Here is a 16,976-nt window from a genome sequence, read left to right on the forward strand (position 1 = left end):
ATGACCGATCACGTCATCAGAACTCTCACCGACCCGTCCCTGCTGATCGCACTGCTGGTCGGCATCGCGGTGTTTGCGACCGTCTTCACGCTGCTGCCCGCTTTTGGCGGGAACCAGCTCAAGGCGCGCATGAAATCCGTAGCGCTGGAGCGCGATGAGCTGCGCGCCAAGCAGCGCGCGCGGCTGGCAGTCGAAGCCGACCGCCGCCGCAAGGGCCTGCGCGAAGAACAGTCGGTCGGCATGCGCAATATTGTCGATCGCCTGGATCTCAGGCGTGCGCTGGCGGATGAAGGTACCTTGCAGAAATTGAAAGTGGCGGGTTTTCGCGGGCAAAATCCGCTGACGCGCTTCCTTTTCTTCCGTCTCGTCCTGCCCTTCATCGGCTTTGCATTGGCGGCGATGTATCTGTTCGTGCTCGGCGGATTGCCCGAGCAGCCGCTTTTCGTGAAGCTGTTCGTGTGCATCGTGGTAGCCTATGCGGGATTCTACGCGCCGGTGCTCTACGTCAACAATCGCGCTACCAAGCGCAAGCAGTCGATTCAGATGGCGTGGCCGGACGCGCTCGACCTGTTGCTGATATGCGTCGAGTCCGGCATGTCGGTGGAAGCGGCGCTTCGCAAGGTCGCCGATGAGATCGGCGCGCAATCGGTGGCATTGGCGGAAGAATTCATCCTGACAAACGCCGAGCTTTCCTATCTGCAGGAGCGCAAGCAGGCCTACGAGAACCTTGCAAGCCGAACTGGCCTGGAATCCGTCAGGTCGGTGTCCCAGGCGTTGGTTCAGGCCGAGCGCTACGGCACGCCCGTGGCGCATGCGTTGCGGGTGCTTGCCAGTGAGAGCCGCGACATGCGCATGAATGCCGCCGAGAAGAAAGCGGCCGCGCTGCCGCCGAAGCTCACCGTGCCGATGATCCTGTTCTTCCTGCCGGTGCTGTTCGCCATCATTCTGGGTCCCGCCGGCATCCAGGTGAGCCAGCGCGGCATCTTTGGCGACCAGCCGAAATCCAGCAGCAAGTAGCGCCAGCGGCGTTGCCAGAAACGCTGATACGATTCAGAGCCACGCTGCCGGTGCAGCGCGGCTCTTTGCGTTAGACATGTTGCGGAATTTGCGCGCCGGTTCGGCGCTCGAAGCGGTCAGTTGGTGGCGGGCTTTGCCTTGTCCTGGTCCTTGAGCTGGCTCCAGGCGTTCTGCTGCGCCAGCATCTGGCGAAGGTAAGCGACGTTAGCCTGCGCCTGATCCGGCGACAGCTCTTGCGAGGCGATCTTCTCGGCCTCGTCGAAACGGCCTTGCAGACCGACGACCAGCGCAAGGTTCTGGCGGACGCGGCTGTCTGCATTCGGCTGCTGGGCGGCTGAGCGCATATAGGTTTCGGCTGTGCGCAAATCACCTTCCAGCACGTACGACATGCCGAGATTGGAAAGGATCGACGGTTCGTTCGGCCTGAGGTCAAGCGCCTTGCGATAGCCTTGGCGCGCCTCGTCCTTCTGGCCGAGCTGGTCGAGAATAGCAGCTTCCGCCGATACCAGTTTCCAGTCAGGATATTCGGGCGTCTGGGCGCGGCGCACGGCATCGAGAGCCGGCTCGAACTGTCCGTTGGCGGCAAGCGCCTTGCCATAGGCGGCGAGCACGTCGCGGTCCTTCGGCAGGGCGATCGCCAGCTTGCGCATCACCGCAAGCGATTGGTCTGCGTCGCCGTCCATCTGCAGCGCCGCGGCAAAATTTGTCGCGATCCGCTTGTCGCTGGGGTTTTTCGAATAGGACTGGCCGAGCGCCATCGTAGCGTTGTGCAGTTCGCCCGCCGACATTGTTTCCAGCGGCTTGCCGCTTGGACGAGAAATCGAGCCAGTCGTCAATTTGCTGGTTCCGCAGCCAGCGACGCCTGCGGCAAGCGCCATCATCAACGCCGTGCTGATCAGCCTATTTGCGCTGGCGTTCATCCTGCGGTTGGTCGGCATCGGCACCAGGGCTCCGTTCATGCGCGTGACCATTTGCGAGGTCATCTTTCCTCCCGCAGAAATATTCTGTTAACCCTAACGGAGAGTTAAGAAACGCCGACTCGGAAGCCGGAGGCCAGCGAATGCCTGTCGAACTCGTCGAGAAAGAATTGAGCAATGCGCTGCCGGTCCATCTGGTGGCGAAGGATGCTCTGGCGGCGGCGGGCCTTGCGCCATCGTCGGTCGCCTGGGCCAAGGCCAACGGCTTTTCCGGCGAGGCCGGCAGGACGCTGATCGTGCCTGGCGACAACGGCGCGATTGCCGGAGCCCTGTTCGGCACCGGTGATGGCGAGGGCGCACTGGCCATCGGCGCACTGGCGAGAGCCTTGCCCGAAGGCGAGTGGCATTTTGCGTCCGCACCGGCCAAGCCGGAGCTTACGGCACTCGCCGTGGCGCTCGGCGGCTATGTCTTCACCCGCTACGGCAAGAAGCCAGGCAAGACGCTTCGCCTCGCGCTGCCGGCAGGCACCGACGCCGCCCGCATCCGCCGCCTCGCCGATGGCATTTTCCTGGCGCGCGATCTGGTTAACACGCCGACCAGCGATATGGGCCCTGGGCAGTTGGAGAAGGCCGCCCGGACCTTGGCCGCGACGCACAAGGCCGAAATATCGGTGACCAAAGGCGACGATCTTCTTACCGCCAACTTTCCGATGATCCACGCCGTCGGTCGGGCTTCTGCCGACGCGCCACGCCTGATCGACATGATTTGGGGGCCGAACAATGCCCCCAAGATAACGCTGGTCGGCAAGGGCGTCTGCTTCGATACAGGCGGTCTCGACATCAAGCCGTCCTCGGGCATGCTTTTGATGAAGAAGGACATGGGCGGCGCTGCCAACGTGCTGGGTCTCGCTTCCATGATCATGGCCACCGGGTTGAAGGTTCGGCTGCGCGTGCTCATCCCGGCTGTCGAGAATTCGATAGCCGGCAACGCCTTCCGGCCAGGCGACGTGCTGGTGAGCCGCAAGGGCATCACCGTCGAAATCGGCAACACCGACGCCGAAGGACGGCTGGTGCTCGCCGATGCCTTGGCCTTGGCCGATGACGAAGAGCCGCAGATGCTGGTCGATATGGCGACGCTGACAGGCGCTGCCCGTGTTGCGCTCGGTCCCGACCTGCCGCCGTTCTACACCGGTGACGAGGCGCTTGCATCCGAGCTGGCGGACGCCTCCGTTGCGGTCGAGGATCCGCTATGGCGCATGCCGTTGTGGAAGCCCTATGACGCCAAGCTGGCGTCGAAGGTGGCCAACATCAACAACGTCACGTCGGATGGTTTCGCCGGCTCGATCACCGCGGCGCTTTTCCTGAAGCGCTTCGTGGAAAAGACCGCCGGCTGGGCGCATGTCGATATCTTCGCCTGGAACCCGTTCGACCGCCCGCACGGCCTTGCCGGTGGCGAAGCGCAAGGCATCCGGGCGCTGGAGCAGGTCATTTCGAACCGCTACGGCTGATTCTCGGGCATAGCCGACGAAGGTATTGACTGAAACGGAACCGAAACAATTTTCCGTCATGCTGGACGGATGTCGATTATCATGCGTCCAAGCCAGGCCTTGCGACTATGGCAACAGGTGGTGTTATCCGAGGTGCGTGACGACGCGCCCGATCTCACTATGCGCCAGACGGCGATCCTGTTCACCATCTATCTCGATCCGCCGCCACATACGGTGCGGGGGTTAGCCGCCCGCCTCAACGTCACCAAGCCGGTGATCACCCGTGCGCTCGATACGATGGGGGCGCTGAAACTGGTGTCGCGCCACCGCGACGAGCTCGACAAGCGCAACGTGCTGGTCAGGCGTACAGTCGAAGGCGCGCTCTTTGTCGAGCGCTTTGGCGATGTTATCATTGCCAGAGCCCAAGAGTTGCCCATTTGAACGAGTTGCCGATTTGACCGCCAGGGATGCCCGCCTCCATGCCTTCCGCTCCGATCTCGCCGACGCCAGGCTGAGAGGCGAGGTCGCTGCCGACCGTTTCGTCGCCGGCCGGCCGGCTCGCATATCAGCCTCCGTCGCCGACATCCGCAAGGCGCCGTGCCCGGACGCCGGCGTCGATACCCAGCTTCTGTTCGGCGAAGACGTCCTCGTCTTCGAGGACGTTGAGGGCTGGGCCTGGATACAGGCCGAGCGCGACGGCTATGTCGGCTATGTCGCCGACACCGTGCTGGGCGGTCGGGAGCATGCGCCCACCCATGTTGTCTCGGTGCCGCGCACTTTCCTCTATCCGGGACCGGATTTGCGGTTCCCGGTGGGCGGGGAGCTCTCGATGGGGTCATTGGTGGCGGTGACGGGCTCAGCGGAAACGCGCGGCACGCATTATGCTCTGCTGCCGTCCGGCCAGGCGGTCATCTCGGGTCATCTCAGGCCGGTCGCCGAGGTTCACCCCGACTACGTCGCGGTCGCCGAGGCGTTTCTCGGCACGCCTTATCTGTGGGGCGGCGTCTCCGGATTCGGCATCGATTGTTCCGGTCTCGTGCAACTTGCAATGCACATGGCTGGCAGGCAAGTGCTGCGCGACACCGACATGCAGGCGGCGACCGTTGGTGAACCGCTCGACCCCGGGCCGGATTTTGCCGGGCTGCGGCGCGGCGACCTGGTCTTCTGGAAAGGCCACGTCGCGATCATGACGGACCCGGAGACCATGATCCACGCCAACGGCCACACCATGCTGGTGTCGCGTGAAGGACTGAGGGAGGCGGTCGCCCGTATCGGCTATCTCTATGGCGGACCGACCGGGTTTCGCCGGCCGTAACGCGAATCGATCACCTTTTGTTCTGATTCTGCTTGGCGATTGCGCGCCGCCGCGCTACCTCTGGCGCGTGACAGAGCAGCCGCGCCTTGCCCAACAGAATGCCGCCGTCGTCCTGCCCGAGCCATTTGTCAAATGGTTTGAGGAAAAGGGCTGGTCGCCGCGCGCCCACCAGATCGATTTGCTGGCCAAAGCCCAGGGCGGCCGGTCGGTATTGCTGATCGCCCCGACCGGCGCCGGCAAGACGCTGGCCGGGTTCTTGCCATCGCTGACCGAACTGGCCGGCCGACCGAGGAGAAGGCCGGGGCAGGCGCATCGAGGCATCCACACACTCTACATCTCGCCGCTGAAGGCGCTGGCCGTCGACATCGAGCGCAATCTCGGCAAACCCGTCGAAGAAATCGGGCTGCCGGTCACCGTCGAGACGCGCACCGGCGACACGCCCGCACACAAGCGCCAGCGGCAGAAGCTGGCGCCGCCCGACATTCTCCTGACCACGCCCGAGCAATTGGCGCTGCTGATTGCTGCGCCCGATGCCATGCGCTTCTTCGAGGACCTGCGCTATGTCGTGCTCGACGAATTGCATTCGCTGGTGACCTCGAAGCGCGGGCATCTCCTGTCGCTCGGGCTGGCCCGGCTGCGCTCGTTTGTGCCCGCACTGCAGACGATAGGCCTGTCGGCGACGGTCGCCGAGCCTGACGAATTGCGGCGCTGGCTGGTCAGCCAGAATCCACCGGGGCCGATGGCCGAACTGATCGTCGTCACTGGCGGCGCCAAGCCCGATATCTCCATTCTCGATTCGGAGGAGCGCGTGCCGTGGGCGGGACATTCGGCCCGCTACGCAACGCCGGAAATCTACAACGAGATCAAGCGCCACAAGACAACCCTGCTGTTCGTCAACACGCGCAGCCAGGCGGAGTTGCTGTTCCAGGAGTTGTGGCGGGTCAACGAGGAGACCTTGCCGATCGCACTGCATCACGGTTCGCTCGACGTCGCGCAGCGCCGGCGTGTCGAAAAGGCAATGGGCGAGAACGCCCTGCGCGCCATCGTCGCCACGTCGACGCTCGACCTCGGCATCGACTGGGGCGATGTCGACCTGGTCGTCCATGTCGGCGCGCCGAAAGGTGCCAGCCGGCTGGCGCAGCGCATCGGCCGCGCCAACCACCGTATGGACGAGCCGTCTAAGGCGATCCTGATACCGGCCAACCGCTTCGAGGTGCTGGAATGCAGGGCGGCGCTCGACGCCAATTATCTCGGCGCCCAGGATACCCCGCCGCTGGTCAACGGCGGGCTCGATGTGCTGGCGCAGCACGTGCTGGGCTGCGCCTGCGGTGCGCCGTTCCATGCCGATGCGCTGTTCGAAGAAGTGCGGACGGCCGCGCCCTATGCCGATCTCGACCGGCCGACATTCGATCGCGTCATCGATTTCGTCGCCACCGGCGGCTACGCCTTGAAGAACTACGAACGTTACGCCCGTATTCGTCTCAACAAGGACGGGCTGTGGCGGGTCTCAAATCCTCGCGTCGCCCAGCAATACCGGCTCAACGTCGGGACCATCATCGAAGTGCCGGCGCTCAACGTCCGCTACGTCCAGGCCGGCAGCAGAGGCGCGGCCTCGCGTGGCGGCCGGGTTCTGGGCAAGATCGAGGAGGCGTTCCTCGAAACGCTGACGCATGGCGACACCTTCATGTTCGCCGGCAAGGTGCTGCGCTTCGAAGGTATCCGCGAGAATGAGTGCTTTGTCTCGAATGCACCCGGCAGCGACGCCAAGGTGCCGTATTACGGTGGTGGCAAATTCCCGCTTTCGACGTACCTGGCCGAACAGGTCCGCGCCATGCTGGACGATCCGCAGCGCTGGAAGAAGCTGCCGGAGCAGGTCGCCGACTGGCTACGCTTCCAGGCCGACAAGTCGGTGCTGCCGAAACGCGACGATCTGCTGGTCGAGACCTTTCCGCGCGGCAACCGCTACTATCTAGTGGCCTATCCGTTCGAGGGCAGGCTGGCGCACCAGACGCTCGGCATGCTGCTCACCCGCCGCCTCGACAGGGCGGGAGCCAAGCCGCTCGGCTTCGTCGCCACCGACTATGCGCTTGCCATATGGTCGCTGGCCGATATGGGCCATATGTTCAGGGCGAAGAAACCGTCGCTGGCTGCGCTATTCGATCAGGACATGCTGGGCGACGACCTCGAAGCCTGGCTCGCCGGCAGTTGGTTGTTGAAGCGCACCTTTCGCAATTGCGCGCTGATCTCGGGATTGATCGAGAAACGCCACCCGGGGCAGGAGAAGAGCGGCCGCCAGGTAACCGTGTCGACGGATCTCATCTACGACGTGCTGCGCAGCCACGAGCCCGACCATATCCTTTTGCAGGCGACGCGTGCCGATGCCGCGACCGGTCTCTTGGATGTCAGCAGACTTGCCGAGATGCTCTCGCGCGTCCAAGGTCGAATCATGCATAAGAACCTCGAGCAGATATCGCCGCTCGCCGTGCCGATCATGCTCGAGATCGGCAAAATGCCGGTGCACGGCGAGGCCGATGACACGCTGCTGATGGATGCAGCCACGCTGGTCGAGGAGGCCATGGGGACGAAATGACTGTCGCGCTCGCCATGGCTGCGCCTCTGGCGGATGCGGGCGCTGTCCGTATCGCCGGCGAACGCGCGATCTGCGACCGTCGCGGCGTGCTCTATTTTCCCGAATTCCGGCTTCTGACCGTATCCGACCTGCATCTGGAAAAAGGCTCATCACTGGCCAGGCGCGGCACGCTGGCCCCACCTTACGACACCGGTGCGACGTTGCTCCGGCTGCAGGCGGTGATCGCCGATTATCAGCCTGCGATCGTTATCAGCCTGGGCGACAGTTTTCACGATGGCGGCGGCGCCGCACGTATGCACGCGAGCTTTCGCCAAAGACTGGAAGGGCTGATGGTCGGGCGCGACTGGTTCTGGGTCGCCGGCAATCATGATCCTGAAGCGCCGGCCGACTTGCCAGGCGAGACCGTGCGCGAGCTGGCCATAGGCTCGCTACTCTTCCGGCACGAGCCTTCGGCGGTGAGAGTGGAAGGCGAGATATCAGGCCACCTGCATCCTTGCGCCCGCATCGTGCAGCAAGGCCGTTCGGTGCGGCGTCGTTGCTTTGCCGGCGATGGCGGCCGCATGATCATGCCGGCTTTCGGCGCCTATACCGGCTCGCTCAACGTGCTCGATCGCGCCTATGCCGGGCTGTTCCGCCGCGAAACGCTGATGGCCTATATGCTTGGCACAGAGCGCATTTTCGCGATTTCCCACGCGATGCTCAGGCCGGGCTGAACCTACCTGCCGTAGTACAAAGTGACCGTGTGCTTGGCCTCGGCGAAGAACAGCCAGCGCTCGACCAGCATTCCGGCGAGTTGGGCGATTGCGGCGAGTATCGACAGTGCTGCCGCATAGGGCCACGGCAAGGCGAACGCCGCGACCAGCAGCAACGCGGGCAAAGCAAAGGCCAGCACCTGCGTGATCTGGCGGAGTTTAGCGCTGTGCTTGCGCGCAATGCGAAAACCCATCTCCTTGAGCAGATAGTTTTCCTCGGTATGCGGCCATTCCAGCGACCGCACCGTGCCGCCGGAAAGCCCGGTTGCGGTGTTGGCATTGGTCGGGATCTCCAGCCTGTCATTGTATCGCCAGGTCGCCAGCTTCAAACCCCAGCCGAGCGCGGTCAGCAACAGGGCACCCGCCAGAAGCATATTCGAGCCTGCGGCAAATCCCTGCAGCAGGGCGTTGAGCAGTACGCTGCCGGTCATCGCCGAAAAGACCAGGTAGGCGGGCAGGGTGAAGCGGCTGTGCCACTGGGCAATCGGCTTCAACGACGCGTAGATCATGCTGGTGGTGCAGACGGTTGCGACCGCGCCGATGGCAGCGAGCAGCCCGGCGACAGCCGCCCAGCCGCTCGTACGGCCGAGGACCACCCAGCCAATAGCGAACAACCCCGCCGGCACGAAGGTGGCGACCGAGGCAACACCTTCGCGCGACAGCCATGAGCTACGCCATTGCGAGAAGGCACGCCAGGCGCGTTCGGGCCGGCCGAGATGGCCGGCCGACGACAGCAGGCCTGTCGAGATCAGGCCAAGCGCCAGCCCCATGCCGGTGAGGCCAAGCCAGAAATCGGGCGGGATAAAGCCCTGTCCGGCGAGCACGCCAAGCAGCGCGAGCAGGCCGTAACCGGCGCCCGTGGCCGTGGTGAAAAAGACGACGGAGAAGGCTGGATGCATGAAGGCACGGGTCAGTTCGAAAGCATGCGGTCGACCCAGCCGAGGAAGCCGCCTTCAGCCTGCACCGCTTCAAGCGCTGGCGCCGGCACCGATGCGGCGCGGGTGGTGTGGGCACGTGGCGGCAGATATTTGTTGGTCGGCTTATAGCCCATTTCCGGCATCAGATCGACACCGCCGCGCTCGGCCACCAGTTGCGAGATAGCGGATGCCGGATCGCCCAGATCGCCAAAATGCCGCGCGCTGGTCGGGCAAGCAGCGACGCAGGCGGGCACGCGATCTTCCTCCGCCAGATTGTCGTTGTAGATGCGGTCGACGCACAACGTGCATTTCTTCATCACGCCGACATCGGTGTCGAATTCGCGTGCGCCATAGGGACAGGCCCAACTGCATAATTTACAGCCGATGCATTTGTCCTCGTCGACCAGCACGATGCCGTCCGACGCCCGCTTGTAGGAGGCGCCGGTCGGGCAGACGGTGACGCAGGCCGGTGTCTCGCAATGCAGGCAGGAGCGTGGGAAATTGACCGTGCGCCCACCCATCTCCGTGATGTGCTCATAACTGTGCACCCGATTGAACCAGACGCCGTCGACATTGCCGCCATAGGGGTCGATGTCGGTCAGCGGCGCCATGTGGCCGCCGGTGTTCCATTCCTTGCAGGCGGTAACGCAGGCCTGGCAGCCGACGCAGGTGTCGAGGTCAATGACCAGGCCGAGCTTTTTGTCGGTGTGGGTGGGAAGGCAAGTCATTTGGCAGCTTCTCTTTCCCGACGGAATTCGGCGCCGAAACTAAGCTTATCGGGCGGGGGCTCAAAATGCGGTGGCTGTCGGAACCGCTCGAACTGCGGTTCGGTGAAGCCTGCTTCCTCGTCTGCGCATTTGACGATGCGCACGCGCAGGTCGAACCATGCCGCCTGGCCGGTGACAGGATCGGAATTCGAATAGTGTTTGCCATTCGCATCGGCAGAGGTCTGGTCGCCGATGATGTGGTTGAGCAGGAAGCCGCGATTGGATTCGGCCGCATCATCCTTCAGCCCCCAGCTGCCGCGACGCTTGCCGATCGCATTCCAGGTCCACACCGTATTGGCGTTGACGCCGTCGACCAGCTTGATCTGTCCTTTGACCTTGCCGTTGATGCTCTCGATCCACACCCAGTCGTCATCGGCAAGCCCGAGGCTGGCGGCGGTCCGATTGTGCACGAACAGCCGGTTCTGGCTGGTGATCTGCCTTAGCCACGCATTCTGCCCGCCCCAGGAATGGTACATGTGCATCGGCCGCTGCGTCAGCGCGTGCAGCGGATAGGCTTGGCTGTCGACCGCAGCCTCTTCGAAGGGCGCGTACCAGAACGGCAGCGGATCCATATAGGTCTCGATACGGCTGCGCTCCGCCTCCGGCGGCAGCACCCCGCCATGGCCGCGCGCCGCAAGGCGAAAGCGCTGCATCGGCTCCGAATAGAGTTGGAAGACGATCGGCTCGGCCTTCGGCATGAAGCCCATGCTCTCAGCGAATTCGAGATACGAGCGGTTGGCCATCTTGTAGTAGCGCTGATCGGCGGCGAAGTCCTGGTGCCAGAAGCCGCCATTATCTATGTAGCGTTGCAACTGGTCGGGATTGACCTCGCCCTTGCCGACCGAGGCCCCGTCCTTGCCGCGCCAGCCGGCGAGCGGACCGACACCTGGCGTGCGCTCGTGATTGACGATGTAGTCGGCATAGTCGCGGTATTTGGCGGAGCCGTCGTCGTCAACGAAGCCGGGCAGGCTGAGCCGCGCGCCGAGTTCGATCAGCACCGTCTGGAACGGCCTGACGTCGCGGTCCGGCTCGACGACGGGATGGCGGATCGCGTCGCCCGGCCCGTCGGCATGGCTGATCGGCCGGTCGAGCAGACTGATACAGTCATGACGCTCGAGATAGGTCGTGTCCGGCAGCACCAGATCGGCAAAAGGCACGGTCTCGGAATAATAAGCGTCGGAATAGATGATGAACGGAATCTTGTACTCGCCCGACGCATCGATATCGGTCAGCATCGCCATCGTCTCGACCGTATTCATCGACGAGTTCCAGGCCATGTTGGACATGTACATGAACAGAGTGTCGATCTTGTAGGGATCGCCCGCCCAGGCGTTACGAATGACCGTGTGCATGAGCCCATGGGCGGCCAGCGGCGCGTCCCAGGAGTATGCCTTGTCGATACGAACAGGCTTGCCGCCTTCATCGATCAGCAGGTCCTCCGGTCCGCAGACGAAGCCGAGCGGCATGCCTTCGAGCGGTGTCATCGGCTTCACATTCTTGCCGGCGGGCTTTGGAGCCGGCGGCGCGGGCCGCGGATAAGGCGGTTTGAAGCGGAAGCCGCCCGGCGCGTCCACCGTGCCGAGAAGCACCTGAAGCAGATGAATGGCGCGGCAAGTGTGAAATCCGTTCGAATGGGCCGAGATGCCGCGCATCGCATGCATCGACACCGGCCGACCCTTGATGGTCTCGTGCCGGCGGCCGGCCCAGTCCGTCCAGGCCACCGGCAATTCGATTTGCTGTTCGAAGGCGACATGGGCGAGTTCTGCGGCAATGCGTCGGATGGTGTCGGCGGAGATGCCGCACCGGTCAGCGACGGCGTCCGGTGAATAGCTCTCGTCCAGATAACGGTCGGCGACGAGTTGGAAGACTGGCACGCAGCGGCGGCCGTCGACGAGAACGCTGCCGGTCAATGCGGGCTTCGCGTCGGCATCGCTGGCATTGACAGGCATCTTCGCCACCCTGTCCCAAGCCAGCGGATTGCCGTCGCCATTGCGCATGAACAGCCCGTCATCGACAGCTCCAGGCTCCTGAACGACCAGGATGTGGGCATTGGTGTAGCGCAAGAGGTACTCGAGATCGATGCGGCCAGCCTTCAGCAATTCGTGGATGAGGGCGAACACGAACAGGCCGTCGGTGCCGGGCCGGATGCCGATCCAGTCGTCGGCAATCGCGTTGTAGCCGGTGCGGCAGGGATTGATTGAAACCACCTTGGCGCCGCGCGCTTTGAGCTTGCCGAGGCCGATCTTGATCGGATTGGAATCATGGTCTTCGGCAACCCCGAACAGCATGAAATACTTGGTGTTGTCCCAGTCGGGCTCGCCGAACTCCCAGAACGAGCCGCCAATCGTGTAGAGGCCGCCGGCTGCCATGTTCACCGAGCAGAAACCGCCATGGGCCGCGAAGTTCGGCGTGCCGAACTGGCTCGCCCACCAACCGGTCAGCGATTGCGACTGGTCGCGGCCGGTGAAGAAGGCGAGTTTCTTCGGATCGGTCTGGCGGATGTTGGAAAGCCGTTCTGTCGCGATCGACAAAGCTTCCTCCCACTCGATCTCGCGGAACTCGCCCGAGCCGCGCAGTCCGGTGCGCAGCAATGGTTTCGTCAGCCGCGCCGGGCTGTAATGCTGCATGATGCCGGCGCTGCCTTTGCCGCACAGCACGCCGCGATTGACCGGATGATCCTTGTTGCCGTTGATATACCGAACCTTGCCGTCTTTGATATGGACGTCGATGCCGCAGCGGCAGGCGCACATATAGCAGGTGGTCTTGGCGATGCTGTCGGAGACATCAGGCGAAGTATCGACGCCGTCGCCTTCAGCGGGGGCGCGCGTATCGGCAAGCGGCCGTTGTGATGGTGCCGAATTGGCTCCGCGCAGCAGGTTGTTGGTCATGATCCGGTGATGCTCTTGCGCTCCGCGAACTTGGCTCTCGTCTTCGGGCCAGGGCCGCGCATGTAATGCTCTTCCGGCCGATAGCGTTCACCCAAGAGCCGCCGCCGCAGGCTGCGGGTCCAGTGCGCAAACACCGATTTGAACCGCCCCACCAATTCTACCCTCGACTGCTCTGGCGCGACTTTTTTCCAATTTCGGGCCAAAATTTAGAACAAAGCAACCGATCCGTCTAACAACTTGCTCTTGTAATTCTAATCGGAGTTGCTTCTTAATTGCTGGCATGACTCTGGACCAATTGCGGATCTTCGTCGCCGTCGCCGAACGGGCGCACATGACCAAAGCGGCCGAGTTGCTGGGCATCTCACAGTCGGCCGCATCCGCCGCGATCCGCTCGCTCGAACAGCAGCATGGCGTCCAGTTGTTCAACCGAGTGGGCCGCAATATCGAGCTCGCCGAGACCGGACGCCGATTCTTGCCCGAGGCCAAGGCGGTCCTCGAGCGGACTGCGGCCGCCCACAATGTGCTGGAGCATGTCTCGCAGACGATATCAGGCAGTCTCTCGATCGCTGCCAGCCAGACCATCGCCAGTTACTGGCTGCCGCGCCGGCTCGCCTCTTTCCACGAAGCCTATCCTGCCGTCAGGCTGAGCGTGAGCATTGGCAACACCAGGCAGGTAGAGACCAATGTACTTGATGGCGCAGCCGATTTTGGCCTGGTCGAGGGGCGCACCGAATCCGACATTTTGCGGCGTGCCAAGGTCGATATCGATCGCATGATGCTGGTCGTGGCGCGCTCGCACCCTGAGATCGCAGAAGTTTCGCCTGGACATCCCGACCTTGGCGGGCTTCGCTGGATCATTCGCGAAGGCGGGTCGGGCACGCGCGAGGCGCTGGAGGACCTTGCCCGACGCGACGGGATTTCGTTCGCGGACCTGCAGATATTCCTGGTATTGCCGAGCAATGAGGCTATTCGCCAGGCGGTCGAGGCCGGCGCCGGCGCCAGCATCATTTCGGAACTCGTCGTCGCGCGCGTGGTCGCCGAAGGCAGTCTGCGTTCCGTGCCGATCGATCTGCCGAAGCGCGAATTTGCCATGATCACGCATCGCGACCGGCAGCCAAGCCTGGCCCAGATGGCGCTCAAGGCGCATCTTGGCGGCAAAGCTGAGAGATCCGCGCCGCTTTAAGCCGATCAGCCGAACTTCCGCTGCGCGTCGAGCGCCAGCCCAAGCCCGACCGAGCCGAACACATCGCCTTCGATTACCGACGCCTGCGGCACCAGCGCCAGGATCTGCTGCCTGGCCAGCGGGATCGCGGTCGATCCGCCGGTCAAGAACACCGCGGTGATATCCGAGGCCTTCACCTGTGCGTCGCGGATGGTCTGCTCGACCTTAGCCGCAACACGCTCAATGTCCCTGGCTATGGTGGCTTCGAGACTCTTGCGCGTGATTTCTGCCGTGAACCTCACCTCCGGCAGCGCGACCTCGACATCGGCCGACGATCGGTCCGTCAGCTCAATCTTGGCCTTTTCGACCAGTGCCGCCAGCGCGTGGCCGTAACGATGCTCGACGATGTGGATGAACCGGTCGACCAGGTCCGCGCGCTCCGCCTCATAGCGGATCTGGCGCAGATGCGTCATCGCCCTCGCGGTATAGACCAGGTTGATGCGCTGCCACGTCGCCAGGTCGATGAAGTAGCTCGCCGGCAGATTACGTTTGCCATCCTTGGTCGGTGAGAGATGGCCGAGCTGCGGCATCACATGGGCGATGCTCAACAGCCGGTCGAAGTCGGTGCCGCCGATGTGGATGCCGCGGCTGGCCAGGATGTCGTCCTTGCGGTCAAGCGAGCGGGCGCGCTCGGGCGAGACCCGCACGATTGAGAAGTCGGACGTGCCGCCGCCCATGTCGACGATCAGCGCCAGTTCCTCGCGCGTCACCTTTTGTTCGTAGTCGAGTGCCGCGGCAATCGGTTCGAACTGGAAGGCGATGTGCTTGAAGCCGTGGGCACGAGCGGCATTTTCGAGTTCGTGCTCCGCCTTGGCGTCGGCCTCGGCATCGTCGTCGACGAACTGCACGGGCCGTCCCAGCACGACGCTGTCGACCGCGTCATGGGCTTCTTCTTCCAGCTTCTTTTTCAGATGGCCGACGAACAGGCCGACAATCTCCATGAAGCCGATCGAGCGCGCCTTGATGCGCGTCTTTTCGTGGGCGAGCGAGCTGCCGAGCACACTCTTCAACGAGCGCATCAGGCGGCCTTCGATACTGTCCGTATAGTTGGCAAGGGCGCGTCGCCCGAAATAGGTGCGGTTGTCCTCGAAATTGAAAAACACCGCACTGGGCAGCGTGACCTGGCCGTCTTCCAACGCCACCAGCCGCGGCTGCCCGTTCCTGACCACGCTCACGGTGGAATTCGAAGTGCCGAAGTCGATACCGGCAAATGCTGGTCGCATCGTGCGTTCCTGTAGTTCTGATTTGGGGAGCAGCAGCTCGTATCCGGTCGGGTCGGGGGTCGCGGTCTAGCCCATACCCTCGGAAAGGGAAACCACTTTTACGAGAGTTCAGTCTTTCCTGAACACCAGTCTTCCGAGCCAGCCGGTCAGCATGGCCAGCGATACGGCAAAGACACCGTATAGGAAGGAATAGTCGTGCGCGACGCGGAAGATCGACTGTTCGAAACCGGACTTGCGGATTTCGAGCTGGGCGGAGCTTTCCTTGATGAACAGGCCGCTCTTGAACAGGAACGCGCGGGCCTTATGGGTGCCGACCGGAACGTTTGGGGCGAGCCTGACGGTGGCGCGGAACAGGTTCTGCGACAGGAACTGCACACCGCCGACATTCTCGCTGTAGAGGCCGGTCGCCGCCTTGCGTTCGCGCAGCGCGGCGGTGAACTCCTCGATTGTCGCCGGGCTGTCCTCCGCGTCGGCCGGCTGCAAATAGAGGTTGGAGGCGCCAAGCGACAGCTGCTTGTAGCTGTTCGGATCGGTGACGTCCTGCAGCGGCCGCGTCGTCGCCACCGAATAGGAGACAGGTACGTTTTTGAAGGTCTCCGACTCCAGATTGACCCAGACGCCGAGCACCCGGTCCTTGCGGCGCACGACGACCGGCCGAGCCGGGCCTTCCAGCACGACGATCACGTCGTAGCGCCCTTGCCGCGCGACAAGCGGATCGGCATTTTCCAGTGAGCCGAAAATGGTCAGGTCGGCGCCGGAAAAGCCGGCGGTAATCGAGACATTGTCGGTGGAAAGGCCGATCTGGATGTTTTCGGTTAGTGGCGCCTGCGCCTTCGCCGGTGGCGCAGCAGCCAGCAGCGACAGCAAGGCGGCGGCCGCGAGCGTCCTTAGGCCGGCCATCAGCTCAGGCCCACGCCGGACAGAGAATAGAGATTGGGCGGCGTGACGAAAAGATCGATGGCAAGCCGGATGGCTACCGCCAGCACGAGCAGCGCCAGCAGCGCCCTGAGTTGCTCGCCCCGCAGCCTCTGACCAGCCTTGGCGCCATATTGCGCGCCGGCGACGCCGCCTGCCATCAACAGGAAGGCGAGCATGACGTCGACCGTCTGGTTGGTGGTGGCGTGGACCAGCGTGGTGTAAGCCGAGGTGAAGATGATCTGGAACAGCGAGGTGCCGATGACGACGTTGGTCGGCACTTTCAAAAGGTAGATCAGGGCCGGCACCATGATGAAGCCGCCGCCGACGCCCATGATCGAGGACAGGAAGCCAATCGCCGCGCCCAGCCCAAGCACCGGAATGACGCTGACGAAGAGCTTCGAGGCCCTGAACCGCATCTTCAGCGGCAGGCGGTGGATCCAATTATGCTGGCCGGATTTCTTCAACACCGGTGCGGCGCCGCTGCGAGTGGCGCGCAGCGCATTGACGCTCTCGACCAGCATCAGTCCGCCGACGGTGCCGAGCAGCACGACGTAGAGCAGCGAGATGAACAGGTCGAGCTGGCCGAGCCGGCGCAGGAGCGCAAAGACATAGATGCCACCGGTCGAGCCGACGATGCCGCCGGCTAAAAGCACGCCGCCGAGCTTGAAGTCGAGCGTGCCGCGCTTCATGTGCGACAGGGCGCCGGAGAAGGAGGAAGCGATGACCTGGTTGGCGCCGGTGGCGACCGCAATTGCCGGCGGTATGTTGTAGAAGATCAGCAGCGGCGTAATGAGAAAGCCGCCGCCCACGCCGAACATGCCCGACAGGAAACCCACCGCCGCACCCATGGCCAGCAGCACGAAGATGTTGACGGAAATTTCCGCGATCGGGAGATAGATGCCCACCCGTCAGTCTCGATCAGTTTGCCTCCTGGCGAATGCAACCGTTGCGGGCATTTTGCGT

General features: G+C 63.4%; 14 protein-coding genes. 7 read left to right on the forward strand and 7 right to left on the reverse strand.

The window, feature by feature from the left end; all coding sequences use genetic code 11:
• Nucleotides 1–1,017, forward strand: a complete 1,017-nt coding sequence (locus NKJ20_RS13065) for a type II secretion system F family protein (protein WP_352744438.1) — start codon at nucleotides 1–3, stop codon at nucleotides 1,015–1,017.
• Between the two features lie 116 nt (nucleotides 1,018–1,133).
• On the opposite strand, the gene NKJ20_RS13070 is transcribed toward NKJ20_RS13065, so the two are convergent.
• Nucleotides 1,134–1,955 (reverse strand): tetratricopeptide repeat protein, encoded by an 822-nt coding sequence (locus tag NKJ20_RS13070; RefSeq protein ID WP_352744531.1) that lies wholly within the window; start codon nucleotides 1,953–1,955, stop codon nucleotides 1,134–1,136.
• A 122-nt stretch (nucleotides 1,956–2,077) separates the two neighbouring features.
• Between NKJ20_RS13070 and NKJ20_RS13075 the strand changes: the two genes are divergently transcribed.
• From NKJ20_RS13075 to pdeM, 5 genes are all read left to right on the forward strand, one after another.
• The gene (locus tag NKJ20_RS13075; RefSeq protein WP_352621903.1) at nucleotides 2,078–3,442 is read left to right on the forward strand and encodes a leucyl aminopeptidase family protein; all 1,365 of its coding nucleotides are present in this window, start codon (nucleotides 2,078–2,080) and stop codon (nucleotides 3,440–3,442) included.
• A gap of 69 nt (nucleotides 3,443–3,511) precedes the next feature.
• A complete protein-coding gene (locus NKJ20_RS13080) occupies nucleotides 3,512–3,862 on the forward strand; it encodes a MarR family winged helix-turn-helix transcriptional regulator (protein WP_023676939.1) in 351 nt (116 codons plus the stop codon).
• Entirely contained in the window at nucleotides 3,825–4,736 is a 912-nt protein-coding gene (locus tag NKJ20_RS13085; protein WP_502894789.1) for a C40 family peptidase, read from the forward strand. The genes NKJ20_RS13080 and NKJ20_RS13085 overlap by 38 nt, the downstream gene beginning before the upstream one ends.
• A 67-nt stretch (nucleotides 4,737–4,803) precedes the next feature.
• Nucleotides 4,804–7,326, forward strand: a complete 2,523-nt coding sequence (locus NKJ20_RS13090; RefSeq protein WP_352744441.1) for a ligase-associated DNA damage response DEXH box helicase — start codon at nucleotides 4,804–4,806, stop codon at nucleotides 7,324–7,326.
• Nucleotides 7,323–8,039 (forward strand): ligase-associated DNA damage response endonuclease PdeM, encoded by a 717-nt coding sequence (gene pdeM / locus NKJ20_RS13095; RefSeq protein WP_352641109.1) that lies wholly within the window; start codon nucleotides 7,323–7,325, stop codon nucleotides 8,037–8,039. The genes NKJ20_RS13090 and pdeM overlap by 4 nt, the downstream gene beginning before the upstream one ends.
• A 2-nt stretch (nucleotides 8,040–8,041) precedes the next feature.
• Here the strand turns inward: pdeM and NKJ20_RS13100 are convergent, their stop codons facing one another.
• Genes NKJ20_RS13100 through NKJ20_RS13110 form a run of 3 tightly spaced genes read right to left on the reverse strand, consistent with a single transcriptional unit; the run spans nucleotide 8,042 to nucleotide 12,650 of the window.
• Complete coding sequence (locus NKJ20_RS13100) at nucleotides 8,042–8,977, reverse strand: dimethyl sulfoxide reductase anchor subunit family protein (RefSeq protein ID WP_352744444.1); 936 nt, start codon at nucleotides 8,975–8,977, stop codon at nucleotides 8,042–8,044.
• An 11-nt stretch (nucleotides 8,978–8,988) separates the two neighbouring features.
• Entirely contained in the window at nucleotides 8,989–9,723 is a 735-nt protein-coding gene (locus NKJ20_RS13105; protein ID WP_352621895.1) for a 4Fe-4S dicluster domain-containing protein, read from the reverse strand.
• Entirely contained in the window at nucleotides 9,720–12,650 is a 2,931-nt protein-coding gene (locus NKJ20_RS13110) for a molybdopterin oxidoreductase family protein (protein ID WP_352621893.1), read from the reverse strand. The genes NKJ20_RS13105 and NKJ20_RS13110 overlap by 4 nt, the downstream gene beginning before the upstream one ends.
• A gap of 280 nt (nucleotides 12,651–12,930) precedes the next feature.
• Between NKJ20_RS13110 and NKJ20_RS13115 the strand changes: the two genes are divergently transcribed.
• Nucleotides 12,931–13,833 carry a LysR substrate-binding domain-containing protein gene (locus tag NKJ20_RS13115; protein ID WP_352744447.1) on the forward strand — a complete coding sequence of 301 codons (903 nt, stop codon included), beginning with the start codon at nucleotides 12,931–12,933 and terminating at the stop codon, nucleotides 13,831–13,833.
• Between the two features lie 5 nt (nucleotides 13,834–13,838).
• Here NKJ20_RS13115 and NKJ20_RS13120 read toward each other — a convergent pair whose 3' ends face one another.
• The 3 genes from NKJ20_RS13120 to NKJ20_RS13130 form a co-directional block, all read right to left on the reverse strand.
• Nucleotides 13,839–15,095, reverse strand: coding sequence for an Hsp70 family protein (locus NKJ20_RS13120; protein ID WP_352744450.1), 1,257 nt, complete (start codon nucleotides 15,093–15,095; stop codon nucleotides 13,839–13,841).
• Between the two features lie 108 nt (nucleotides 15,096–15,203).
• Nucleotides 15,204–15,995 carry a TIGR02186 family protein gene (locus NKJ20_RS13125; RefSeq protein ID WP_352455141.1) on the reverse strand — a complete coding sequence of 264 codons (792 nt, stop codon included), beginning with the start codon at nucleotides 15,993–15,995 and terminating at the stop codon, nucleotides 15,204–15,206.
• A complete protein-coding gene (locus NKJ20_RS13130) occupies nucleotides 15,995–16,918 on the reverse strand; it encodes a sulfite exporter TauE/SafE family protein (RefSeq protein ID WP_023676949.1) in 924 nt (307 codons plus the stop codon). The genes NKJ20_RS13125 and NKJ20_RS13130 overlap by 1 nt, the downstream gene beginning before the upstream one ends.
• Nucleotides 16,919–16,976 lie beyond the last annotated feature (58 nt).

Origin of the sequence: Mesorhizobium sp. M0185 (assembly GCF_040322175.1) — a bacterium.
Taxonomy (GTDB): domain Bacteria; phylum Pseudomonadota; class Alphaproteobacteria; order Rhizobiales; family Rhizobiaceae; genus Mesorhizobium.